At 61.0% G+C, this 24,624-nt stretch carries 16 protein-coding genes and 1 pseudogene; 7 read left to right on the top strand and 10 right to left on the bottom strand.

The features are described from left to right. Positions 1–441: 441 nt before the first annotated feature. Genes V9K93_RS19855 through V9K93_RS20825 form a run of 3 tightly spaced genes read right to left on the bottom strand, consistent with a single transcriptional unit; the run spans position 442 to position 5,148 of the window. Positions 442–2,877: a hypothetical protein gene (locus tag V9K93_RS19855; RefSeq protein WP_337303094.1), complete on the bottom strand. Its 2,436-nt coding sequence runs from the start codon at positions 2,875–2,877 to the stop codon at positions 442–444. After that, positions 2,861–4,504 carry a hypothetical protein gene (locus tag V9K93_RS19850; protein WP_337303093.1) on the bottom strand — a complete coding sequence of 548 codons (1,644 nt, stop codon included), beginning with the start codon at positions 4,502–4,504 and terminating at the stop codon, positions 2,861–2,863. The genes V9K93_RS19855 and V9K93_RS19850 overlap by 17 nt, the downstream gene beginning before the upstream one ends. Beyond that, entirely contained in the window at positions 4,501–5,148 is a 648-nt protein-coding gene (locus V9K93_RS20825; RefSeq protein WP_489686277.1) for a tyrosine-type recombinase/integrase, read from the bottom strand. Before V9K93_RS20825 ends, V9K93_RS19850 begins: the two co-directional genes overlap by 4 nt. 979 nt (positions 5,149–6,127) lie before the next feature. Between V9K93_RS20825 and V9K93_RS19845 the strand changes: the two genes are divergently transcribed. The 4 genes from V9K93_RS19845 to V9K93_RS19830 all read left to right on the top strand — a co-directional run bounded on the left by V9K93_RS19845 (position 6,128) and on the right by V9K93_RS19830 (position 12,753). Further along, the gene (locus tag V9K93_RS19845; protein WP_337303092.1) at positions 6,128–8,110 is read left to right on the top strand and encodes an ATP-dependent nuclease; all 1,983 of its coding nucleotides are present in this window, start codon (positions 6,128–6,130) and stop codon (positions 8,108–8,110) included. A gap of 23 nt (positions 8,111–8,133) precedes the next feature. After that, positions 8,134–10,014, top strand: coding sequence for a UvrD-helicase domain-containing protein (locus tag V9K93_RS19840; protein ID WP_337303091.1), 1,881 nt, complete (start codon positions 8,134–8,136; stop codon positions 10,012–10,014). A 340-nt stretch (positions 10,015–10,354) separates the two neighbouring features. After that, positions 10,355–11,299, top strand: a complete 945-nt coding sequence (locus tag V9K93_RS19835; protein ID WP_337303090.1) for a hypothetical protein — start codon at positions 10,355–10,357, stop codon at positions 11,297–11,299. An 80-nt stretch (positions 11,300–11,379) separates the two neighbouring features. Beyond that, entirely contained in the window at positions 11,380–12,753 is a 1,374-nt protein-coding gene (locus tag V9K93_RS19830) for a hypothetical protein (protein WP_337303089.1), read from the top strand. Positions 12,754–13,244: 491 nt separating this feature from the next. On the opposite strand, the gene V9K93_RS19825 is transcribed toward V9K93_RS19830, so the two are convergent. The 5 genes and pseudogenes from V9K93_RS19825 to V9K93_RS19805 all read right to left on the bottom strand — a co-directional run bounded on the left by V9K93_RS19825 (position 13,245) and on the right by V9K93_RS19805 (position 16,629). Further along, complete coding sequence (locus tag V9K93_RS19825) at positions 13,245–14,270, bottom strand: reverse transcriptase family protein (protein WP_337303088.1); 1,026 nt, start codon at positions 14,268–14,270, stop codon at positions 13,245–13,247. Continuing rightward, positions 14,221–14,541, bottom strand: coding sequence for a helix-turn-helix transcriptional regulator (locus V9K93_RS19820; protein ID WP_130768704.1), 321 nt, complete (start codon positions 14,539–14,541; stop codon positions 14,221–14,223). The genes V9K93_RS19825 and V9K93_RS19820 overlap by 50 nt, the downstream gene beginning before the upstream one ends. 52 nt (positions 14,542–14,593) lie before the next feature. Further along, positions 14,594–14,827 carry a hypothetical protein gene (locus V9K93_RS19815; RefSeq protein WP_130768705.1) on the bottom strand — a complete coding sequence of 78 codons (234 nt, stop codon included), beginning with the start codon at positions 14,825–14,827 and terminating at the stop codon, positions 14,594–14,596. A 583-nt stretch (positions 14,828–15,410) separates the two neighbouring features. Next, positions 15,411–15,932, bottom strand: a pseudogene (locus V9K93_RS19810) (JAB domain-containing protein); the annotation flags it as partial. Between the two features lie 70 nt (positions 15,933–16,002). Continuing rightward, entirely contained in the window at positions 16,003–16,629 is a 627-nt protein-coding gene (locus V9K93_RS19805) for a response regulator (RefSeq protein ID WP_046984104.1), read from the bottom strand. A 228-nt stretch (positions 16,630–16,857) separates the two neighbouring features. Here V9K93_RS19805 and coaBC point away from each other — a divergent pair, with 228 nt between their 5' ends. The 3 genes from coaBC to V9K93_RS19790 are packed head-to-tail and all read left to right on the top strand — an operon-like array spanning position 16,858 to position 20,951. Continuing rightward, complete coding sequence (gene coaBC, locus V9K93_RS19800; RefSeq protein WP_136639898.1) at positions 16,858–18,120, top strand: bifunctional phosphopantothenoylcysteine decarboxylase/phosphopantothenate--cysteine ligase CoaBC; 1,263 nt, start codon at positions 16,858–16,860, stop codon at positions 18,118–18,120. Further along, positions 18,117–18,590, top strand: coding sequence for a dUTP diphosphatase (dut, locus tag V9K93_RS19795; RefSeq protein ID WP_005407763.1), 474 nt, complete (start codon positions 18,117–18,119; stop codon positions 18,588–18,590). Before coaBC ends, dut begins: the two co-directional genes overlap by 4 nt. A 12-nt stretch (positions 18,591–18,602) precedes the next feature. Further along, positions 18,603–20,951 (top strand): phosphomannomutase/phosphoglucomutase, encoded by a 2,349-nt coding sequence (locus V9K93_RS19790; protein WP_295379265.1) that lies wholly within the window; start codon positions 18,603–18,605, stop codon positions 20,949–20,951. A 281-nt stretch (positions 20,952–21,232) separates the two neighbouring features. On the opposite strand, the gene V9K93_RS19785 is transcribed toward V9K93_RS19790, so the two are convergent. Both V9K93_RS19785 and V9K93_RS19780 read right to left on the bottom strand, forming a co-directional pair. Next, positions 21,233–21,946 (bottom strand): response regulator transcription factor, encoded by a 714-nt coding sequence (locus V9K93_RS19785; RefSeq protein ID WP_136639896.1) that lies wholly within the window; start codon positions 21,944–21,946, stop codon positions 21,233–21,235. Beyond that, positions 21,927–24,587, bottom strand: a complete 2,661-nt coding sequence (locus tag V9K93_RS19780) for an ATP-binding protein (RefSeq protein WP_295376194.1) — start codon at positions 24,585–24,587, stop codon at positions 21,927–21,929. Before V9K93_RS19780 ends, V9K93_RS19785 begins: the two co-directional genes overlap by 20 nt. Positions 24,588–24,624: the final 37 nt, after the last annotated feature.

Raw genomic sequence — 24,624 nt, 5'->3', positions numbered from 1 at the left:
AATGAGGTTGGGCTTCCTGTGGAACGGCAGTACTCTACGCTACCGCCTGCCCGGTCGGGTGGGAGCAACCTCAGGAGGTGCCGGCTCCGTGAAATAGTGGATAGGATCAATCCCGTCGCCTTGAAGGCGTTCACACGCGGACACGATGGCCTCGACAAGAAGCTCTACGTGCGTGCGCAATTGTTCGACTTCCAAGACGAGGGCTGCTGAGTGTTCCGATCGACCCCTACGCTTTACCTGGACCTGCCCTGACTTTCGTCTGGCCGTGGCGAGTCTTATCCGCGCGGATAGCTCCTCATCCCGCCACAGCGTCTGACGACTTACTCCGATGAGCTCTGCAAGCTGATTCAAGCTCCGCTCGGGACCGACGCCCCTCTCCAGCTCCGCTATGACAACGAGTGCTCTCGCCCTCCAACTAGGAATATTAAGCTTCTGCATGGCCTATACGACCTTGATATCAATCTTTTTGCTATCTGGCGCCCGCGTATCACGGTAGCTCTGTAATATCTGATCACATGAGCGCACGACGTCCAAGAGGAATTCGATGTGCTGATCCAGTGGCTCGCTGTGATCAAGCTCAGCTTCGAGACGCTCTCCTATCGCATGATAGTTCGGCATCAATACTCCCAACATCCGCTGATGGCTAGATCGCAGCTGTTCGATGTTCCGTCGCGCGTCTTGATCGGTTACATCGACCTGGAATGATCTACAGGCGTCGCTCGTTCCAAAGCCTCGAATGCACACGAGCGTCTTATCACAAGGTGAGGTGTACAGTTCGCGTGAACAGGTGCCGTAGGGTGTCACGTGCAGGATCGACAGTTTGCTGTCGATGATGGATTGGATATCTTCCTCGCTAACGTTTGATGAGCGGAGCTCCCTTACTCTCCTGCCCAGGAAGTCGTTAGGCTCGGATCCCTTCTCAAGGTACATCCACCGACGTTGTTCAGCGCGTTCCTTCGCGGTTCGATGGTCGTACTGCCTGCCTTGCCGCGGCGCTCGATTCATCCAAGCATCGACCACGAGCTCATTCGTGCCGGCCCGCAGCATCGCATCGGTCACCCAATGTCGAATCATATGAGGACTGAAGGCGACAATCATTCCATCATCATCGCGAATGTTCGCCCTCCGAAAGATGCTCTTCTGAATCGAACTGTCGCTAAGGTACCTGTAGATGTCTGGCCTGCGCAGCGGAGATGGCAGGAAACCCTCTCTATGTCTCAGTGATGTTTGCGTGTCCCATACCACGATAAGGTGGTCACTCAGCCTCCGAGGCACGCCAGCAGGAGGAGACGATGCGATGAACTCTCTGCCAGGGTGATTTCCTTGAGCCGAGAGGTTCTCAGAAAAGTGCTGAGAAAGAAGCTTCGCGTACCTCTCCCGAAGAGCTATCTCAAGCCTGCTGAGCACGACCCCTGTTCCGTGTGCGCCTCCTCGTTTAGCAAGCGCTGCCTGCCGAACCTTCATCCATCGCAGGCGAAAGCGCGCGACGAGAACTTCTGACATTGCCGCATTGAACGCGCCTTCTACGCTCATATCGCGCAGAAGAACACGCAGATCGGCGATGAACCATTTCATCTTTTGAACGGACGCCCGGTCCACGCCGCTTCCTCTAACCAGCCCATCGACAGAAAGGCCGTTGGGTATGTCGCCCTTCACCTTGTGGGTAAATAGAGCCCAGTCCCAAGAAGAGAAACGATCATCCAGCCACTGGACGACCACTGATACAGTCGACATTGGGAGCGCTATTAGGCATTCTTTGTATCGACCATCAGCATTGAATAACTTTTGGCTCACATCAAAGCAGGCGCAAATTTCGTCGATGAAGTAGACATCTTCGCAGCCGGAGAGTTCTATTTGCGCGAGTCGTGAGCGCGATAGACCCTGCGCGTTACGTAGCGTATCCAGCTTATCGCGAAGGAATGTGAACCCTTCCTCCTCAATGAGACGCGCCCTGGCTCTGGCTTCCGCGCACGCTTCCACCAAGTAGCCAACGGCTTCCACCAGCGGTTTCTCCCACACCTCTGGAACTGGGACAGACGTTGCGTCGTTTGACTTCTCTACAGGCTGCCGAAGAAGCGTGTAGCCCGGGCCGAGTCTTCTGTCGATGCAGCGTACCGGAAGCGATATGCATTCTCCTATACGTGCACCTACAGCTAGTGCTGGAGCAAGAGCCTCTAACCTGATGCGGTCGTATCCTAGAGTAGGCTCGATCTCAGGGGTGGAGATGACCGCGTTTCGAGCGCGAGCCAAGGCGATGGCGATGTCTGGTCTGTGCTTTGATCGGGAGTGCCTGCTGAATTCCGCCGACTCCGGATCCTCAATTTTTCTAATTGGATTCTCGACCTTGTGCTTCCAGATGATGACTTTCCGAAGGAAACGGACCTCTTTCCCGTCTATCCGAACATGTAGCCTGTTCAAGTAGTCAACGATTGCTTGTAGCGAGCCCGCTCGGTTGTAGGCCGTTGCTTCGCTCATGCCTGGGTCGGTCTTGATTCTTGCAATGAGCCGTATAAGCGTAGTCCGCGTTAGTCCACACCAAGAAACCATCTCTTCATTGACAATCGATGCCAGGAGCCTGAACGTCATAGCCCTACCCCTGACCAATGTAGCGGACGGTCTGCGCCCTGACGAGATCTGATCAACTACCATCGCCCGTGCGATTCTTCCTGAAAGCGGATCAAGTTCAGGCTGCCTAGTCGAGCCAGCGCGCTTGTCGCCTACCTCACAGAACAGTATTGATGATCCCCTATAGGTCCAGGCTGCGTCATCGTACGCGCCGATAATCTGACCGGAGTCTGCAAGCGCCCTAAATCGTCCACGGCTCTCGCTTTCGACAGCGTTGAGCACCCTTTCTGCGGATTCACTCAGGTCCTTCATTCCCGCCTCCGTCATCGCGGCAAAGATGCTGCACTAAGCTCATGGCTCCCAAGACTTCTAGAGAGAGCTGATTACGTACAGGCCCGGTACTCTGCTGCCGCATCAGTTCGTCGTACGCCACAATCTCTTTGAGTGCTGCTGAGTGGTCCGCATTCCTGTCTGGACGGAATCGATGGCACGCATAGCAGCTGATACGAGGGTGTTTCGGACAAGGAGTCTTGAGCGTGCAACGCCCCAGCCCGCCGACAGGTCGTTCACCTGTTTCGGGGACGGCATCTTGAAGAAATCGACCTTCCCACATGTTGGCCGCTTGGGCGATCTGTTGGCTTGAGGCTGCCGCTGCGCTGATTAGATCGTGCGTTTCGGTGCTGTACCGAAAGTAATGTTCCACGGACCAAGGCGTTGCATGGTCGAGGGCTTCGGCGACCTCCTCACGCGAACAGCCCATGAGGACCATCGCTGTACCCTTGGTTCGCCTTAGCCGATACGCGAGAATCGTGGCGAATGAATCTCCGGTTAGATTTGCTATTGCCTCATCCTGTACAAGCGCCAAAGCCTTACCGATGTCTGCAATCTCCCGGCCTATCATCCCGCCGGTCGCATGTAGCGTGTATGGATAGAGCGCCGAATCTTCGCAGAATCTCATCAGCGCGGGCTCCGGCCTTTCGCGGCGCGGGAACAATGGCAATGGTGCAGGGCATCGCTCTATTCCGAGCTCGCTGAGGCACCCCTGCATCTTTTCGCGGAGCATGGATACCTGTGATTCAGCCTCAAGCATCTGCCTATGAACAGCTTCTGCTGCTTGGTCTGTTATGTGTCGTCTAACTATGTTCCCATCTGCACGGCGCAGTTTGGCACGCTGGGCCTTCACACTCGGTATATCGACATAGGGACCGAAGCTATCCTCGCCAAAGTCACTGGCGCGCATGAGGGCCAACTGTACTGGCCTAGGTCCCCAGTCCCGACACAGGTAGAACGCGGCGCGCTGTCGAGTGCTGACGGCGGCAGAGGAGCTGATTGCGGTTTCGATTCTCGCCAATTCAGGGCGCGTGTACGGACCACCAACGGGGTCTCGGAGTGTAGTTAGCTGTCCATAACTCTTCCCTCTCCCTCTCCAAGCCAGCGCCTGAAGCCTATACAAGGTCCAGTCGCTGAATCCGGGCACGGCTTGAACCTCTAGCGCCCACTGGTAGAGCAGGACGCCGGCCATGGGGACGTCGTCCCGATTCTCAGCTACACACGCTGTCGCCATATCTTCAATCCATGCAGACAGCGCCCTCTCAATTGACACCGCGTCAATCGCCGATACTTGCACGTCGGAGATCCTACGTAGGAGCAACTGGATCGGTCTGACGTGCAGGACCGTCTGGAGTCGATCAATCAGCCAGCTTCTGACGATCCACTCAAGTAGCGGATTACTGTGAATCTGTCCAGCCCATGGAACTTTCTTCGTGCCAGTGCCAATCAGTTCGATGAACAGCGTTGTCGGCCATTGCCCCTCTGGCGTAACGACCTCAATGCTTTGCCCGCTCGGGGACGCGATCCGATGGTCAAATTCATCAACTTCTTCGCCCAGGGCCTTCGCGGCGACTAGGCGCAACTGCGCTGGTGGGAGTGCGCGCTTCATTTCGCACCTCCCGCAGGTTCCGAGCGAAAACCAAGAAGCCGCTCCACCTTCTCTTGAATGGCAAGTCGCGTATAGAGCTGAACAGACCGGCTGTCTGGCGCCCAACCTCCGTGATATGAGAGGGCTAGCAGAAGGTCAGAGTCAGAAATTGCCGCTATCGACTGCAGATGCTTCCGTTGCATCGTGGTGGAGGTGGCACGAAGTCCGTGCGGGTGCAAACGAAGTGCTGCCTCCGCTCCGATCACTTCAGAGACTTTGGAGAACAGCCGGTTGATTGAGGATCCAGACAGGCGCTTTCCGTCGGCGGCGCTTGGGAATAGCGCAGTACTCACTCTCCCCTTGCCGATTAGTTCCGGCCGGCAGCTTTCCAGGTAGGTTGCCAAAAGACTGGCCAATTCTGAACTCAATGGAAGGGTCTTGGTTTGCGTCTTTAGGGCCGACCTGTCGCGGCGCTGTCCGATGACCCTGGGTGTCGGACGCTTAATGGAGATCGTCGGACTTCCGGATAGGTCCAAGTCCGTCGTTTCCAGTAATACGAGTTCTGATCGCCGCGGGGCGGCGTCACACGCGACCCTCAAGATGCAATAGTTGCGTAACCTTACGGCGTAACTTCGGAATGGGTTGAGCTCGGACTCCGGATGCATGATGAGATGGATCAGCTCGATCTCTGCTTCGGACAGGACCCTTGAGTGGATTGAGCTGGCGCCACGGTTTATGTGCTTCTTAAACGCGCTCGCAAATCTTCTCTCCATTGCGCTGAAATACACGCTGACACCATGAAGCTCATCCTTGGTTAGATCCTGTGTAGACAGAAGATGGTCTTGAACCGAGCGCAGAAGTGACCGGATGGCATCCAACCGCCGTGTGCAAGTAGCTCTCGCTAAGCTCCTCCCGTTCCTCACGCAGAGAAGCTCAACAGCCCCGATCACTTCGTTCTTAGTGATTGATCTTAGATTGATTAGGCGAGACTCAAGATCCACCGCCACGCTGGAGAAGTAGTGGTAGAGGATGCGGGCATCGCGCGCGAACGCATCCCTAGTGTTGTCCTTCTCACTGAGCGATCCGATCCATAGATTTGCTAGTACCGCCGGAAGTCCGCATTGGAGTAGGTATGGACGGATGCCCGTCCTCTGCTTTATGAGCAGAAGCGTTGGAACTTCATTCCGCTGAGGGCAAAGCTGCATTCCCACTTGAGTTGCCTGGACCGAAATCGCGGTGAACCCTAGCAACTCGTTTTTCCCGTCGCTAGATCGTGAGCCTGCTGGTACGTTTCGGATGAAACTTTTCACGCGCATCCCTACTTATATCAATAGCTTGCTGATTTCCTATACTTTTGAATTAACATTTATGTGGCGGCGCAACATTTGTGGCTAGCGATTCTGCGCACTTGAACGATGGCTGGATGGACATGAGCGGCTCTCTCCCATGTTGAATCTGAGGAGGGGTTATGGGAAATGTGCAAGAGCCACCGTAGGCTGTGGCGTAGCCGGAACTGAGATGCGATTGCCTCCACAAGCGGCGCGGCGCAGGGCGCCCTAGAACTCTCGTCCTGCGTTGTTCGGGTGCTCGTGATGACGGGTTCTATCTATAATTCCACTTTGTCCAGAAGGGGAAGGGAATCCTATGCGTATCGAGTCCGTCCGGATTTCGGGGTTTCGTTGTTTCGGGGCGACACCGACCAAGGTTTCCTTGGCCTCCAGTGTCACTGCCATCATTGGTCCGAATGCCGCCGGGAAGACGGCAGTGTTGCAAGCGCTGACCAAGCTGTTTGGCGTGTCTCGCGCGCAGCGCACGATTCATCGATCCGATTTCCATGTAGGACCGAGAGACAATCCGGATGACCGTGACTCCAAGGCGCTCTTCATCGAAGTAGTCATTGGCTTCCCTGAGCTCAAGGCGGGGGAAGCGACCGCCGAGGCAATTGCGCCGTCCTTTCGGCGAATGCAGATCAGCGAATCGGGTGAGGCGCCGGTCTGTCGCATGCGTCTGGAGGCGACTTGGCAGGACGATGGCACCGTCGATGGCGAGGTTTCCCAAGAGCTGTATTGGATGGAGACCCTGGACGACGATCCACTCGACCCCGTATTGACCCCAGTCCTTGCATCGGAACGCGCGCTCATCCAGCTCTACTACACCCCCGCGAGTAGGGATCCCATTGCACAGGTCAAGGCGTCGGCCGGCGCACTGGCGGCTCGCCTGCTACGAGCGATCGAGTGGACCGAGGCAACCACGGGTGCCGTGGAGCGGGCGACGACAGAACTTGCCGCCGTGTTCGGTGGCGAACCGGCGATTCACGCCATCAGTCAGGCTCTTGGTGAGCGTTGGGGCACTCTTCACGACGAGGTGGTTGACACATGCCCCCGGCTGAGCCTGGTTAGTACTCGCTTTGAGGAGGTCGTCAACAAGATTGCCGTGGTCTTTGCGGAAGGCCCCGATGGTCACGAGCGTGGTCTCGAGGCCCTCAGCGATGGACAGAAATCGCTGTTCTACTTTGCGCTGGTCGCGGCCGTGTTCGATCTAGAGCGTCAAGTGGCGCGCGGCACTTTGGCTGGATTTTCCGACGACAGGCTGCGGGTGCCCGCGCTGAGTCTGTTCGCGATCGAAGAACCGGAAAACCATCTGTCCCCGTTCTTTCTGACTCGGATCATCGAGCAGGCGCGTTCCTTGACTGAGAGTGGCGCTAGTCAGGCGCTGATCACCAGTCATTCGCCAGCCGTGCTGAGCCGCGTGGAACCGAAGGAGGTCAGGTACTGCCGTCAGGATCCGAAAAAGAGGACCTCGACAGTTAGAAGAATCAAACTGCCGGCAGCAGCGGACGAGGCTGCGAAGTTCGTGCGTGGCGCACTCTTGGCCTACCCTGAGCTTTATTTCGCCCGCTTTGTTGTGCTCGTTGAGGGCGACTCAGAGCGGATCGTTCTACCGGCGCTGGCAAGATCGCTGGAACTTGCGATCGACCCCGCGTTCGTTGCCATTGTGCCGCTGGGCGGTCGCCATGTTCAGCATTTCTGGCGACTACTGAAGCAGCTGAAGATTCCCTACGCCACGCTGCTGGATCTGGACCTTGGTCGGTTGGGAGGCGGCTTTGGTCGAGTGAAGACCGCCATTGAGTACCTGATCGAGATGGGGGAATCGAGGGACGAACTGCTCAAGCTTAAGAACGGTGTTCTTTCTGATGAAAAGTTCGCGGAGATGCATACATGGCAGACTCCGGAAAAGGTGAAAATTCTCTCCAGCTGGGCCCTAATGCTCAGGAACTACGGTGTGTTTTTCTCTGCTCCGCTGGACCTTGATTTGGCAATGCTGAAGGCGTTTCCCGAGGCCTACGAGGCAATTGTTCCTCCAGGAGGCGGACCGAAGCTCAAAATCGAAAAAGCTGCTGAAGTAGTTCTTGGTACTTCGGGCCCCGGGATGATGCTCTATGTGGAAGAGCTCGAGCCGTATCCAAAACTTTTCCCCCTCTATCGCTACCATTTCCTTACTCATAGCAAGCCGGTTACTCACCTCGAGGCGCTGACGCAGATTGGGTCGGCCGACTTGGCGGAGAATATGCCGCGGGTGCTGAAGAAGCTGTTGACGTACATCCAGTCTGCGCTGCGAGGCAACTAACAATGGTCGCGTCGTCTAGGCGGATGAAGCCCGAACAGTGGATGCCCGTGGGGGTGGCGGCATTAGAGGAGAGCGCTTTGGAGGTCGTTCGCTCGGCGGGGCATCGCTCGGTGATTGCCGGACCCGGCGCGGGCAAGACTGAGCTGTTGGCGCAGCGCGCTGCGTTCCTGCTGCAGACAGGAGCATCGCGATCCCCGCGGCGAATTCTAGCGATCAGCTTCAAGCGTGACGCAGCCGCGAATCTGATGGCACGAGTTCGGGCGCGCTGCCATCCCCGTCAAGCAGATCGTCTGGATTCGATGACGTTCTCGGCGTTCGCTAAAAGCTTGCTGGATCGATTTGGCCAGGGGCTGCCGGAAGCATGGCGGCCAACGCCGGACTATCAGATTCTGATCCCTCGCAAGGGATTCTACGCAGATTTCCTGAGCGATCTTCGGAAAGTGCCACCTGAGGTCGGTACAGTCGAAGACATCAGCGCCATCTTGCACAAGTCATTTGAAAGGGACTTTGTGCTGGCCAATCCGCTTCAAGAGGAAGGTTTCGATGCGCCTACGCCAGGACAGTGGGCAGCTGAATGCTTCTGGTTGACAGCGCTTCATGTATATAAGCCGAGCCAACTCACCTTCGAGATGTTGACGCGCTTGGCGGAGCTTCTCGTACGGGTGAACCCGCAGATTCGTAGCGCTCTACAGGTTACGTATTCCCATGTGTTCTTGGACGAGTTTCAAGACACGACGAGGGAACAGTATGACCTGGTGCGTGCCATCTTCCTCGGTTCGGAAAGTGAGATCACCGCAGTCGGGGACAATAAGCAGCAGATCATGCGATGGGCCGGAGCTATGCGTGATCCCTTTGCTGCCTTTGAGCAAGATTTTGGCGCGCAGCGAGTTCCGTTGTCGAACAACTATCGTTCTTCTTCTAATCTGGTACAGATGCAGGCCGTACTCGCTCGGGCTCTTGACCCGCGGGCCGTGACGCCTGTTCCGATGGCGTCGTTGGTGCGAACGGTTGGGACGTGTGAATTGTGGAATTTCACAAAAGCCGAAGAGGAGGCTCAAGGCCTGGCTGATTTCGTTTCGCGTGTGACTCGTGATGAGGCTCTCGATCCCGACGAGGTGGTGATTCTTGTCCGTCAGCTCCCTCAGAATTACCTTGCCGAACTAGAGCCTGCTTTCGGAAGCAGGGGTCTACGTTTGTTCAATGCGGCGGGAAAGATTGGTGAGATTGTCCTGCAGGATCTGCTCGTCGAGGATGCCTCTCGGTGGATCATCGATGTACTTCGCTTGGCGATGGTCACAGATGCTAGGCAGTATTGGATATCGAGTCAGATAGCGCTGCGCCGGCTATGGGGGGGCTCGAGTGAAGATGAGCGTGTGCAGGCGCTACTTGCCCGAGATCTGGATGCCTTTGTGACTCAACTCAGGTGTCGGTACGCCGGTCCTCCAGCGTCGATGGATACTGTTGCGTCGTTGATTGGCGAGATTGCTGACTTCTTGGGGCGCGAACGTATGGCTGCAGCGATTCCCTCCTACGAACAGGGGGACTGGTTGGAACAAGTGCTGAGGTGCATTGCTACCCATCTCCACCGGTGCTCCGAAGGAAGCCAGGGCTGGAAGGATGCCTTGGATGCGTACGAGGGAGTTGGCGCAACCCCGTTGATGACCATCCACAAGAGCAAAGGCCTCGAGTACCACACGGTGATCTTTGTCGGTCTTGATGACCAGGCATGGTGGAACTTCTCGAAGGACGAGCACGAGGCAAAGGCGAGTCTCTTTGTCGCATTCACGCGCGCGAAGCAGCGGATCATCTTCACCTACTGTCGTGAGCGAGGGGCGCGTGCTGACATCGCTGCACTCTATGAGCTCCTGCAGGAGGCAGGTGTACCCAGTAGAAACATGACATAGATTCTTGCGACGGAAGGTCCAGAGTCAGTTGCGAAGCCCCGTCGTACCAGGCGCGCAGGCCCGAGCCATTCCTGCTTCGCTCGGACAATGGCCTGGTCTTCACCAGATGTAATTGCACCCGGCTGGTACATGCAGCCAGCGAGTTGGGCGCCGACGCCAACTGGGGGGGGCAGTAACTCCAAACAACTGGGCACTCCGGCATCGCTCAAATCTTCAACCAATGACCGTCTCCGGTCGCGGAGTCGATTGGCCGCCTAGCCCATTGCCGTCCTACCTCGCCGCATAATAGAGTTGGGGCGATGCGAGTCCCGTTCGGGTCGTCGATTCGGAGGAAAACACAATGGCAAATGGCTCGGCGAATTACACCGAAGAACTGGTCATGGCATTGGTCACCACGCAGCTTACGATCATGAGCTTTCCAATCTTCAATGTGCAGATCGTGCCGTTCTCGTCAAACTTCGAAAATCTGTTCGGGGCGGACGCAAAGATTCCAGGGTCGGCGAAGATCGCGCCATTCTACATGCAGTTCAAACGCCCCAATCGCTCGAAGCCGGGTGGAGATATTTCGAGTGACCGAGCCGCTTTGGGGCTTCACTGCACAACGGGCAGTCTGAACTTCAAGCTCAGGGAGAAGGCAAAACGCAAGGGTTCTGCCAAGGTTCCTGTTCATAAGCTGCAGCACAATGTCCTATATCGAATGCGCGCGCGGCTGCTGAAGCGGGGGATCGGAGACGCTGCCTATGTGTGTTCTCTGTTTCTGAGCTCCAAGGAATATGTGGCCCACACGCACCTGCATGGCTTACTGGGGTGGCCATTCTACTGGTTCAATGGGCCATATTCGAATCGAGCTGTAGTGATTCACGGCACCGCAACTCCCTCATTTTCCGCCATCCCCTGGCTTGAAGGACACGTGAGCATTCCGCCGCACGACACTGTTGCCTCCGCCAGCCATTCGTACAGCTTCGATCCGACTGGTGGCGAAGTGTGTTTTCACTCGCCGCGCTTACTGGACGGAGAGAGACGAACCCTTCCTGCCTGGATTGCGAACTTGGCGGAATCGATCCAGTTCGACCGCGCGCCTGCCATCGGCCGATCTGATGAACTACTGGCGGAGTTGCGCGACATCGTCGGGCTGAGAGCGGAACCGAGCGGTGATCGCGACCGCGAGGGTCTGGAGGAGCAACCAGAGAGGGACCTCGATTACATAGCGGAGTGGATGGCATTCGGAGATCAGCTCGAGGAACACTTCGGCATCTCCCAGTTTGCGTTCATTCTGGAGGCGTAGGATGCACGCTGTGCTGGTCACATTCAGTAAAGTAGTCCGACACGCAGTTCTATGTTCAATGTGACTATGGAGAGTTCTCGGTGCATCCGATCATTCTGGCGCGCTTCGACGCATTGGCCGCGTACTGCCGTCTGGGGCCGGCCATGGGGTCGATTGAGGAACATTCATGGTACGAATCTGAGGATGGCCGACTGCTAGGTCTGGTGCTTCGCGACCTCACCGATGGCGACTACCAGGCTGTTTTCCTAGCCCGCGACCATGTCGAGCGTTTCCGCTGGATCCACGGAACGGAGTTCTTCGACACGCCGGAGGGCGCGATCACTGCACTGTATGAGCAGGCTCCAGAGTTGCTGGTCCGGCTGGAGGGCGAGCGCTGCCAAGGTGATGAGCCCGCTCTGGCCGTGGACTTCTTTACCCTACAGGTACCACCGAATCGCCTGCATCCACACTTCGCCATCCTTCGCAGTGGCGAAGGCTACAGCCCAGCGCGAGAGCTCATCATGGCCATGATGCGCTGGCACGATGACAGCGACGGAAATTACGTTGAGCAGTTTCAGTCCACCGCATTCGATGCCCGCTTGCTGGAGCTGTACGTGTTCGCGATGCTAGTTGAGAACGGCTTCATCGTGAGACGTCAAGGCGCCGCTCCCGACTTTCTCGCCAATGATGGACATGGCGAGCTCGCAATCGAGGTCACGACTGTGAATCCCACGGTCGAACGCGGCCAAGTCGTGCCTTACCCGGACCCCGTGACGTTCGAAGAGAAGACGGCGTACCTCAAGCAGTACATCCCGATCAAGTTTGGAAGCGCTTTGTTCTCTAAGTTGCGCCGCAGGTACTGGGAGCTGCCACACGTCGCCGGCAAGCCGCTGCTGTTCGCGATCCAGGACTTCCATGCGCCGCAATCGATGATACGTGCACGAACGGGCTTGGGGATCTATCTGTACGCCTACGACTATGAATGGAGCCACGACGTGGAAGGCCGGTTGGTTATTGAGCCGCGGCGGGTCACCGAGCATCGCTGGAGCAACAAGGTCATCCCTTCCGGCTTCTTCGACCAAGAAGGCGCCGAGCACGTCAGCGCGGTACTGTTCAATAACAGCGCTACCCTAACTAAGTTCAACAGAATGGGCTTCGTCGCCGGCTTCGGGTCGCGCCGCGTCCGAATGGTACGTACGGGAACGGCCCTAAATTTAGATCCGAACGCGGCCGAACCGCTTCGCTTCACAACAGCCGTGGACGAGGATTACCAAGAGAGCTGGTCCGAAGGGCTGGATATATTCCATAACCCTCGTGCCTTGCACCCCCTTGACCCGCGCCACTTCCCGACGGCGATGCACCACCATCTCCAGGCCGATGGTCAGGTCCTTTCTCGTAAATTAGTCGAGGGATTCCATCCACTCGGGTCAATGACGAGCATCGTGGTACCGATGAACGACGACGCGGTAGGCTGAAAGTGTCCGCTGCTGTCCCGGGAAAACAATTGTACCTAGGCACTCTTCAACGAGGCGCGATGTCGAGCGATTCAGCTACTTGGCGGGCGAGCGCTTTGGGAGACATGTCGTCCTATGGGCACATGAGATGCTGCTGTCCAATCCGCTTGTTTTACGGCCCAGAATGCTTGGTGGCGGTGTCCAGTTGCTCGGCGATTAGTGGCCAACTGTTCGGCGTTCTACACGGCTGGTGCGCAGCGACGACCTGAAGCAGGCGTTCGTCACCCCGCGCTGGCCGCAGTAGAACGGGATGGTGCAACGTGTGATCCGGACGTTGAAGGAATAGTGCATGCACCGACATTGCTTTGGGAGCCAAACGCGCCCACTGCGAGTGATCGCTGATCACCTTCTTCAACTAACAGCACTCTCATCAGGTGCTGAAGAAGATGGCCCTGGATGCGGCCTACGCCGCTACATTAGAGGCGGTGGATCATTGCATCCCTTCCCCGGTCTCAGGGGGGGGCTGGTTCAACCCCAATGACTTCGACTTGGCTGAAATCGTTCCGCACTCGATGAGATTTCCCAACCTCATTACGAAGCTTCGTGAGCCGCGCTCGTAGCGCTTGCCCTTCATTGGCGTGGAGTCGAGCAAGTCGACTGACCCGACCAGACACTGAGTTGAGCTCTTTAATCAAAGCAGGGCAGAGAACCCCTCCCGTCACAGCAAAACTCCTCTCCAGTGCGAATACAGCTGCGCGGGTGGCTTGGCGCTCGGCAGTGCCGAGCGCCGCGCGACGATTTACGAGCAACTTGGTGGCTCGCATGCCTCTATGAGCCCTCTGTATCTCCTGCTTGCCACGGTGAGCACGATGGCCGGTGCTCCTGATCATTCCATAGACAAGTGATATATGGCGTGCCAAGTCATCGTGAGTCACCGGAAGTCGCGAAGAGAGCGTGATGTCGTCAACGTAGCGGGAATAGCGGACCCCCTGAGACGCGAGCCCCAAGTAGAGAGCGTGTTCTCGGCGCCAGAAAACCAGATTTGCTAAGTGAGAGCTGGTTACAGCCCCCTGAGGCAACAAGTCGTCTTTGGTCGTTAGCAGCGTAAGTAGGTTCGACACATCTTCAGAGAAGCCAAAGAACCCTCGCCAGATGTCAAAGATGACTTCGGAAGTTGTACTTGGGAAGAACGATTTAATGTCTTCACAGACGGTGATGGACGCACCCTGATGGAGCTTCGCATTGCGAACCTGATCTTGGCCCTTAAGGCTCCCGGTGAGGTATGCGGGAAAAATCACCGCCGTCAGTATTCGTTGCTTGATTCGGATCTGAATATCTTTTAGTGGGTAGAGTGCGTCAAATGGACGGCGAAAGCTCCCATCTTCCTTCAAAATAGGCTTGGCAAGCCGATAGCGAGAGCTACTGGTTCCGGCCACATGCTTTAGTGTTTCTACCGAGTAGCCCAGTACACGAGACAGTGCAGCGACGCTATGAATTGGGTTGTGGCGGTACCGAGGAGGGGGCTGAAGCTGGCTCATTCAAGAGGTCCAAAGCAGTCATTGCTAGTTGGCCCGCTAAGCCCTTGTCGATGCCGGTCAGCTCTCCCTTATCCGCACCCAGGAAGAAAAGAATCTCGACTGGCACTCCAAGGCCGGAGGCGATATTTTCAATCGTCGAAAGCGTTGGGTCGCGCTTGGAATTCTCTAGCATGGAGAGGTACGAAACCGAACAGCCAGCTAGCTTGGCGAGTTCTGCCTGGCTGAGCTGGCGCCGAATGCGACACATTTGTATCGCGTTTCCAATGTTCATACAAACTCCGAAAAAACATGAAAGGCTTGTTGCGTCGTGTCGTCCATCCAAATCAGCTCATCAAATCTGTGATGTTCGAAATAATTCGAAGCACATCACCGATGATGGACAGAACTCGATATGTCAGATTTTCTGCCGACTTCTTGTTCTGACGGTCGCAGCCCGCTTCAAGCGCCGCGATAACTGCGTTGAGTTCTTCGATGACGCTTGCATCGAGTTGGCTTTGATAAGCGTCACGCAACTGCTTCAGCTGCGCGGCGCTGTTCTCGCAAGTGTGAGTGTCCACGGGGGACTTCTCCTTCAATCCGGGCGAAATTGCCCGCGCCCATTAGCAAAGAAGCCGGAAGGAGCCAACCCGATGCAACAAGCCAATCACCATTCTTCCGCTCTAAGAACGCGCCCCTAAACGAGAACGTTCCTCGTACGTCGATCAAGGATGAGCCCGGACCTGCGTGCGGCGGATATAGCCTCGCCATGGAGCGAGGCGACCCAAAATGAATTGAGTCGATTAGCTAGCTTCTCTGTACTGGAGATCGAAGACGATCACACTGACTCGAACTCAACCGAGCGGTATCACTCGGCCTGGAAGCAGGCTAGAGGACGTGACGCACGATGTCAATAAATTTTTACTGTCAGTGAATACATGTGACGGAAGCCACGTTTGGGAGCGTTCTTTTTTGGCCAGTAGCGAAGGGCGCATCCAACGCGATCACCATTCAGATTGACAAGCCGTGCGCGGGTTATCTGTGCAGAGGCGATTCCCTCTACCAGTGTTACAGTCGCGAGCGTTACAGTGCGGTGGTCGATCAGGCGTAAATTCCATTAAAATCAATTATCTAGAGGGCGTGGAACATGATGCGCTCGACGTAATGGCCGAGGATCACCGCCGCCGCATTGTGCAGCAGGGCTCGCCGCACCACCTCGCGAGGGTAGACCGGGGCGGCGTTGATGGTGCCGTGGAACAACTCCTCGCAGGCGATCAGCCGGTGGCGGTTGTCCAGGAACAGGGCCATGAAGATCTCCCGGGCCTGCCCGCGCAGCCGGTGCTGCAGATAGCGGCCAACCGCGGCCGGATTGTTGCCGACCGCCTCGCCATGTTCCAGCTCGGCGGCCAGGTAGCGATGGGCCAGTTCCAGCCCGGCGGCCAGGGTACAGCTGCGTGCCGGGCCCAGCCCGGGCAGCCGCGCAAGTTCACGTGCGGGGCGGTCCAGAAGCACCCGTAGCGGACCATGGGCCTGCAGCAGGTCGCGCGCGGTCTGCACGGCATCGCGGCCGCCGAAGCCCGAGCCCAGGAACAGCGCCAGCAGTTCGGCATCGGAAAGTGCCGTGGGTCCGCGTGCCATCAGCTTTTCGCGGGGACGTTCCTGTTCGGGCCAGTCGTGGATGGGCATGCCTGCATCATCGCCAGCCCGGTCGGCGCAGCCCATCAGCGCACACCGCGGCTCCGGGTCGGGCGATACCTCAGTCGCGCCGGGTCTGCAGGTAGTCGAACAGTTCCTGGTTGTTCTGCAGGCCCAGCTTGCGCTTGGCTTCAGCCTTCTGCCGGCTGATCGTCTTCGGACTGCGCCCGCAGTGCTCGGCGACGGCGTTCACGCTGAGCCCGGCCGCCAGCAGATCCAGCACCTCCTGCTCGCGTGCCGACAGCGGTGCCGGTTCGCGCGGGAACATAAGGTCGCGGGCCTGCAGGTGGTGGCGAAGCTGTCGGGAGACGAACACCTGCCCCGCCAGTGCTGCATTCAATGCCTGTGGCACCTCGGCGAAATCGGCGCATTTGTCGACCAGCCCATTGATGCCCTCGCGCAGGAGGCCATCAAGCAGGCCCGGATGCCGCGCGCCGGTCAGCACCACCACCGGCAGGTGGGGATGGTACGCGCGCAGGGCATCGATCAGTTCCGGACCATCCGGCCCGGCGCCGGGCATCGACAGATCGGTCAGCACTGCATCGCAGTCGTTGTTGTCCACCAGCTGAAGCAGCTCGGCGCCATCGCACGCACTGCCGACCACGTCCATCAGGTGGGTCTGCAGCACGACGCGGATGCCGTGCAGGACCACAGGATGGTCGTCGGCGATGATGATGCGTGGGTGCACGCGCTTCCTCGGAGATCGAACGGACCGCTGCATACAGCGGCCAACGTCTGATTCTGCAAAAGGGCGGGGTCGTAACGGTATAGGAAAGGTCCGAAACCGATGCCCGGCGTCTGCCAGGTCAATACGGGCGGACTCCATCTGCTGATAGCCGCCCGCTATGTATGCCGTGTACCGGGACATTACCGACCATCGGGTAAGCTACCGCCCTCGTTTGCACAGGAATTCCAGGTGGCTGACTCCCCCAATGCTTCTCCCGCGCCGGCCCGCGCGCTGGAAGGTCAGAAACTGCTGTTGTGCGTCGGAGGCGGGATCGCGGCCTACAAGGCTTTGGAGCTGGTGCGGCGCCTGCGCGACGCCGGTGCCCAGGTGCAGGTGGCGATGACCGCCGGTGCCCAGCAGTTCGTCACTCCGCTCAGTTTCCAGGCCCTGTCCGGGCAGCCTACCCGCACCACGCTGTGGGACAGTGCCGCCGAACAGGCCATGGGACACATCGAGCTGGCCCGCTGGGCCGACCGCATCGTGGTCGCCCCCGGCACCGCCGATCTGCTGGCGCGGCTGGCCCAGGGCCATGCCGATGACCTGGTCAGCACCCTGTGCTTGGCCAGCACCGCGCCGCTGACGATCTGCCCGGCGATGAACCATCGCATGTGGCTGCACCCGGCCACCCAGGCCAATATCGCCCTGCTGCGCCAGCGTGGCGCGCAGGTGATCGGCCCGGTTGACGGTCCGCTGGCCGAAGGCGAATCCGGTCCTGGCCGTCTGGCCGAACCGGGTGACATCGTCGCCGCGCTGGCCGCCAACGGCAGTGCCGAGGCACCGGCTGCCGCGCCGGAAACCCGCGCGCTGCAGGGCCTGCGCCTGCTGATCAGCGCCGGCCCCACCTATGAGGACATTGACCCGGTGCGCTACGTCGGCAACCGCAGCAGCGGCAAGATGGGCTTTGCCCTGGCCGCCGCAGCCACTGCGCTTGGCGCCCAGGTGGTGCTGGTCAGTGGCCCGGTGCAGCTGCCGACGCCGCCGGGGGTGCAGCGTATCGATGTGCGCTCTGCCGCGCAGATGCGCGATGCCGTGCTGAAGTCGCTGCCGGCCGACATCTACATCGGTGCGGCGGCCGTTTCCGACTACACGCCGCGCCAGGTCGCGCCGCAGAAGCTGAAGAAGACCGCGGACAGTCAGTCGCTGGTGATCGAGCTGGTGCGCACGCCGGACATCCTGGCCGAGGTGGCCGCGCAGACGCAGTCGCTGAAGCTGGTGGTCGGCTTTGCCGCCGAGACCCACGACGTGGAGAAATATGCGCGGGGCAAGCTGGTCGACAAGCGCCTGGACCTGGTGATCGCCAATCAGGTCGGCATCAGCGGCGGCGGTTTCGAGAGCGACAACAATGCCGCCACTGCCTTCTGGCAGGATGGTGAACAGGTATTCCCGGCCACCTCCAAGCGCGAGCTGGCCGAACAACTGCTGGCGCTGATCGCGCGGAGACTCCAGGCATGACCCAGGCATCCACTTCCCAACCGCTGCAGGTCAAGCTGCTCGATCCGCGCTTCGGCGACAGCTGGCCGCTGCCGGCCTATGCCACCGAAGCCAGCGCCGGCATGGACCTGCGCGCGGCGCTGGATACCGCGCTGACCCTGCAGCCGGGCGATACCGCGCTGGTGCCCAGCGGCCTGGCCATCCATATCGCCGATCCGCACCTGTGCGCGGTGATCCTGCCGCGTTCGGGGCTGGGCCATCGCCACGGCATTGTGCTCGGCAACGGTACCGGCCTGATCGACGCCGACTACCAGGGTCCGCTGTTGATCAGCGTCTGGAACCGTGGCCGTGAGGCCTTCACCATCGAGCCGGGCGATCGCATCGCGCAGCTGGTGGTGGTGCCGATTGCCCGCGTCAGCCTGCAGGTGGTGGATACTTTCACCGACAGCGTGCGGGGAACGGGTGGATTCGGCCATACCGGGGTGCGTTGACGGGGGACATCGATGAGCGGCATCGGGGAAGGACAGCGGGGACGGTCGTTGGGACGCAGCGCGCCACTACTGGGGGTGCTGCTGGTCCTGCTGGCCGGTTGGTTCGGATGGAGCGCGGTGCAGCAATGGCGGCAGGAAGCCAATGGGCAGGCGCTGGAAGAAGCGCGTGACCAGGCCGTGCAGGGCCTGCAGGACGCTGCAGCCGGCCAGCTGAAGCAGCTGCAGCAGCAGCTGAAGAACGAACGCGTGCAGCAGGCGCTGCAGGCCGGTGATGCCGCGGCAGCGGCACTGGCCGTGCGCGAGAGCTGGACCGGCGTGGAACAGGCGGAAGTGCTGACCGCCGATCTGGCCAACGCCTACGCTGCCCCGGCCGCCTTTGGCTATGCCCGATTGGCGCTGCTGGAAGCGGCATTGGCCGAAGGCAAGCCCAGCCTGCGCGTGGTCCGCGATGGCGGTGGCAACCGCCTGGGCCTGGCCGCGCCGGTGCAGCTGGGCAGCCTGGGACCGGCGGTGCTCTACGTGCGCCAGCCGTTGCTGCGGCTGACCGCGCCGCTGGATCAGGTCAGTGCACCGACTACGGGTTTCCTGGGTCTGCGCCAGGGTATGCATGATCTGGTCACCCAGGGCGATGCCAGCCTCGCCGAGAGCGCCGAGGCACTGGCACGGCCTGTCAACGGCACTCCGCTGCGCCTGGTGGCCGCGGTCCCCAATGTCGAAGCCGGGCCGCTGGGCCTGGGCGCGCTGGCCAGCGCCATCGTCGCACTGCTGCTGGCGTTCATTGCCGTGCTGCTGGTGGTCGGCCGTGGCCGCCTGCCGAAGACGCTGCCACTGCCGCGTCGCGCCGCTGCGGCGGTTGCCGACCATGGCCCTACCCTGAGTGAAAGCCTGCAGCAGGCTCCGCCAGCGGCGGCCGCCGTGACCAGCAGTGGCGATGCCACGCCACCGCCGCCACCACCGGTGCCGGCCGAGGCGCTGGCCGCCGGCATCTTCCGTGCCTACGACATCCGTGGCGTGGTCGGCAGCGAACTGACGCCGAAGACCGCGGCATTGATAGGCCAGGCCATCGGCACCGTGGCACTGGAGCAGGGCCTGCGCGAGGTGGTGATTGGCCGCGATGGCCGCCTGTCCGGCCCGGAACTGGCCGCCGGCCTGGCCGAAGGCCTGAGGCGCGCCGGTTGCGCGGTGATCGACATCGGCCTGGCGCCGACCCCGCTGGTGTACTACGCCGCCTTCCATCTGCGCACGGGGACCTGCGTGGCCGTGACCGGCAGCCACAATCCGCCGGAGTACAACGGCTTCAAGGTGGTCATCGGAGGTGAAACGCTGTCCGGCGATGCGATCACCGATCTCTACCAGCGCATCGTCGAGGGCCGGCTGGTGCAGGCCGCCGAACCGGGTGACTACCAGCAGCGCGACGTTGCGGCCGACTACATCCAGCGCATCGCCGACGACGTGCAGCTGGACCGCCCGTTGAAGGTCGTGGCCGATGCCGGCAACGGTGTCGCCGGCGCGCTCGCACCCCAGCTGCTGGAAGCGATCGGCGCTGAGGTCATTCCGCTGTACTGCGATGTCGACGGCAGCTTCCCCAACCATCATCCGGACCCGAGCGAACCGGCCAACCTGGAAGACCTGGTGCAGACGGTCAAGCGTTTCGGCGCCGACCTCGGCGTCGCCTTCGATGGCGACGGAGACCGGTTGGGCGTGGTCACCGGCGAAGGCAAGATCATCTATGCCGACCGCCTGCTGATGTTGTTCGCGGCCGATGTGCTGATGCGCAACCCGGGCGCGATGGTGATCTACGACGTGAAGTGCACCGGCAAGCTGTCCGACCACGTGCTGCGCAATGGTGGCAGCCCGCTGATGTGGAAGACCGGGCATTCGCTGATGAAGGCGAAGATGCGCGAGACCGATGCCGAACTGGCCGGCGAGATGAGCGGCCACTTCTTCTTCAAGGAGCGCTGGTTCGGTTTCGATGACGGCCTGTATGCGGCCGCGCGCCTGCTGGAGATCCTGGCCCAGCGCGAGGAAACGCCGGATGAGGTGTTGGCCGAGCTGCCGGAGATGGTGGCCACGCCGGAACTGAAGGTGCCGGTGGCCGAAGGCACGCCGCATGCGCTGGTGGCGATGCTGGTGGCGGCGGCGCAGTCGCCGGACAACCCGTATGTGGGCGGTCGGCTGTCGACTATCGATGGCCTGCGCGTGGACTTCCCCGATGGCTGGGGCCTGGTGCGCGCCTCCAACACCACGCCGGTGCTGGTGCTGCGTTTCGAAGGCAACGACGAGGCGGCACTGGAACGCATCCAGGCGCTGTTCCGCAGCCAGCTGCAGCCGGTGCTGGGCGACACCCCGCTGGGGTTCTGAGGAGGAGCCGGGCCGCGCCCGGCACCCGCCGAAGCAACAGCAACATCAACGTCAACGTCAAAAGCGGGCTATCCGTGGGATGGCGGGGTGGGTCCGGTTGCGGGGGACGCCGTGAACCCGTCCCTGGGGGCTTGGCCGCGGCATCCATGCCGCGGACACCCCCGCAACCCGACCCACCCCGCCTTCGACAGTTTCCCGCGAGCTGTCGGAACGGCACGGGCTCTGCCCCCAGGTGCCGACCAGGGTTGGCTCTGGTAGGTGTCGACCTTGGTCGACACGCCTCAACCCTTGAACCGCAAACCCACGCCGGGTTCGGTGAACAGGTAGCGCGAATCCAGCGCTGAATCGCCCAGCTTGTGCCGCAGCTTGCCGACCAGGATGCGCAGGTAATGAGTGTCGTGCTGGTGGGTCGGTCCCCAGATCTCCTGCAGGATCTGCGGCTGGGTCACCACCCGCCCGGCGTTGCGCAGCAGTAGTGACAGCAACGCGTATTCCTTGCGGGTCAATGCCACCGGCTCGCCATCGAGTGCCACTTCGCGGCGCACCAGGTCCACGTGCAGGTGGCCGTCGTCGAACACCGGCGGCGTGCCGTCGCTGGGTACGCTGCGCGTGCGCAGCAATGCCCGCACCCGCGCCATCAGTTCCTGCGTGCCGAATGGCTTGGTCACGTAGTCGTTCGCGCCTGTATCCAGCGCGCGCACCTTCTCGGTTTCGCCGGCACGCACGGTCAACATGATCACCGGCACCTGGCTCCACTGCCGCAGCTGTTCCAGTACCTCGTGGCCTTCCATGTCCGGCAGGCCGATATCCAGGATCACCAGATCCATGTCCTCGCTGGCGGCCAGCTGCAGGCCTTCCTGGCCGGTGGCGGCCTGCCGCACCTGGTAACCCTGCGCACGCAGGCTGATGTCCAGGAACCGGCGGATCTGGGTTTCATCATCGATCACCAGCACGCGCGGGGCCGGGACGCTGGCATCAATCGGGGTCGGACTCATCGTGGGAGACTGGCTTGAGCAGGGGCAGGGTGATGCGGATCAGGGTACCGCGACCGTCGCGCCCGGGCAGCGCCTGCACGCTGCCACCATGCGCACCGATCATGCCCTGGCAGATGGTCAGGCCAAGACCGGTGCCGTGGCGGCCGCGGTCACCGCGTTCGACGCTGTAGAACATGTCGAAGATGCGCGCACGCTCGTCGTCGGGAATGCCGGGGCCGGCATCGATCACGTCGATGCGCAGCTGGCCGTCCAGCTCGCGCGCTTGTACCTGTACGGCGGCGTCGGGCGGCGAGAACTTGGCCGCGTTCTCCATCACGTTGAACACGGCTTGTTCGACCAGCGCCGGATGCACCCAGATCGGCGCCAGCGTGGAAGGAATGTCGAGCTCCAGCCGCACCTTCGGCTGATAGCGCTGCAGGCGTCGCGCTGCCGAGCCGATCAGTTCGTCCACGCCGATCCAGTCGCGGTTGATCTTCAGCCCTTCATGGCCGAGGCGGGTCATGTCCAGCAGGTTCTGGATGTAGCGGTCCAGCCGTTCGCCCTCGACCAGGATGGTGTCCAGCAGGGCGCGGCGATCAGCCGTATCCATCGCCGCACCGTAGCTGGCCAGGCTGTCTGCCGAACCGATCATCGCCGCCAGTGGCGAGCGTAGGTCGTGCGACACCGAAGAGAGCAGGGCCGAGCGCAACCGCTCGGTCTCGTTGCTGACGTGCGCCTGTTCCAGTTCGGCCACCAGCCGTGTGCGAAGCGCGGCCTGGGCGATGTCATCGACCATTGCCTCGGCCAGCTGCCGTTGCTCGGGCAGCAGGCGCGCCTGCGCGCCGGGCAGGTACAGGCCGGCCACGCCAATGGCGCGGTCCTCGCCATCCAGCAGTGGCAGGAACCACCACTGCGCACCGGCCAGGGTATCGGTGAAGCGGCCGCTGGGCTGGCCATGGCGCAGCGCCCAGTCGGCGGCGGCCAGATCGGTGTCCCCCGGCTGGCTGCGACCACCGGCCGCGGTGTCTGTTCCAATGCGCAGCCACGCCGGAACGTCCATCGCCTGTTCCAGCGCCAGCCTGCCGGCCTGTGCGACCTCGCCATTGCCGGCCGCACTGGCCAGCTGCCGGCCCAGCTGCTGGCGCGCACGCGCATGGCGGTTGGCTGCACGCAGCGCGATCACCTGCATGCGCAAGCGCGAGGCCAGCCGTCCGGCCACCAAGGCGGCGGCCAGGAACAGGAACACGGTGATCACGCCCTGGCGTGCACCGATGGCGAAGGTGAAGCGCGGCGCGATGAACAGGAAGTTGTAGGCGAGGAAACACAGGATCGCCGCCATCACCGCCACGCTGGCGCGCGTGCGCGCGGCCACCACTACCACCGCCACGATGAACACCATCGACAGGTCGGCCATGCCGACCCAGCGCTCGGCCAGCCACGCCACTGCGCAGGCCAGTGCGGTAGCGATCAGCGCCTGCGCTGGCTCGTAGCTGATGCCGCGCACCGGCGGCAGCAGGCCCTCGCGGCGCGAGCGCGCCCGCGCCTGCGGGGTGCTGATGATGGTGATCTCGTAGTGCGCGCCGCGCTGGATCAGCTGCTGGGTCAGGGTGCGGTTGAACATCCGCGCCAGCGGACGTTCGCGGGTCCGGCCCAGCACCAGGGTCGACACGCCGTTGTGCGCGGCATGGTCGAGCAGGGCATCGGCGATGCTCGAACCATGCAGCAGTTCGGCGTCGCCGCCCAGCCGACGTGCCAGTGCAAAGGCCGCATCGATTTCGCGCCGGGTCGCCTCGTCCTGGCGCCGGCCCTGCACGGTCACCACCGTCCACGGCGCGTCGCGGCGTTCGGCGATGCGCCGCGCCACCCGCACCAGGTATTCGCTCTGGCCGCCGCCATCAATGGCCACCAACACGCCACGCCGCAGCGGCAGGTTGCTCTCGCCGCGTGCCGCCCGTGCTTCGCGCAGGCTGCTGTCGACGCGGTCGGCGGCCTCCTGCATCGCAAGTTCGCGCAACGCGGTCAGGTTGGCTGGCGAGAAGAATGCCTGCAGGGCCTGCGCGGCCTGTTCGGGCACATAGACCTTGCCCTGCTGCAGGCGTGCGATCAGTTCGCGTGGCGGCAGGTCGACCAGCACGATGTCGTGCAGGCGGTCGAGCACACCGTCCGGCACAGTCTCGCTGACCCGGACGCCGGTGATGCGCATCACCACATCGTTGAGGCTTTCCAGATGCTGGATGTTGACCGTGGTCCAAACGTCGATGCCGGCGTCCAGCAGCTCCATCACATCCTGCCAGCGCCGCTCGTGGCGGCTGCCCGGCGCATTGCGGTGGGCCAGTTCGTCCACCAGCACCAGCGCCGGATGCCGTGCGAGCACGGCATCCAGATCCATCTCCTGCAGGGTGTGGCCGTGGTAATCCACGTCCTTCAGCGGCAGCTGCGGCAGGCCTTCCAGCAATGCCTGGGTATCGGCACGGCCATGGGTTTCCACCAGGCCCACCACCAGGTCGACACCGCGGCGCAGCTGTTCCTGCGCGCGGGTCAGCATCGTGTAGGTCTTGCCCACGCCCGGCGCCGCACCGAGGAACACGGTCAGCTTGCCGCCGGCTTCGCGTTGCAGGCCTTCGACCAGGGCATCGGCCTGGCGGGTACGCGCATCAGTCATGGGTGCCGCTGTCATGGCCGCCATTGTGCGCGCAGCC

Origin of the sequence: Stenotrophomonas sp. CCNWLW162, assembly GCF_037203745.1 — a bacterium.
In the GTDB taxonomy this organism is placed as follows: Bacteria; Pseudomonadota; Gammaproteobacteria; order Xanthomonadales; family Xanthomonadaceae; genus Stenotrophomonas; species Stenotrophomonas maltophilia_AQ.
This window is presented reverse-complemented; position numbering and strand designations above follow the sequence as displayed.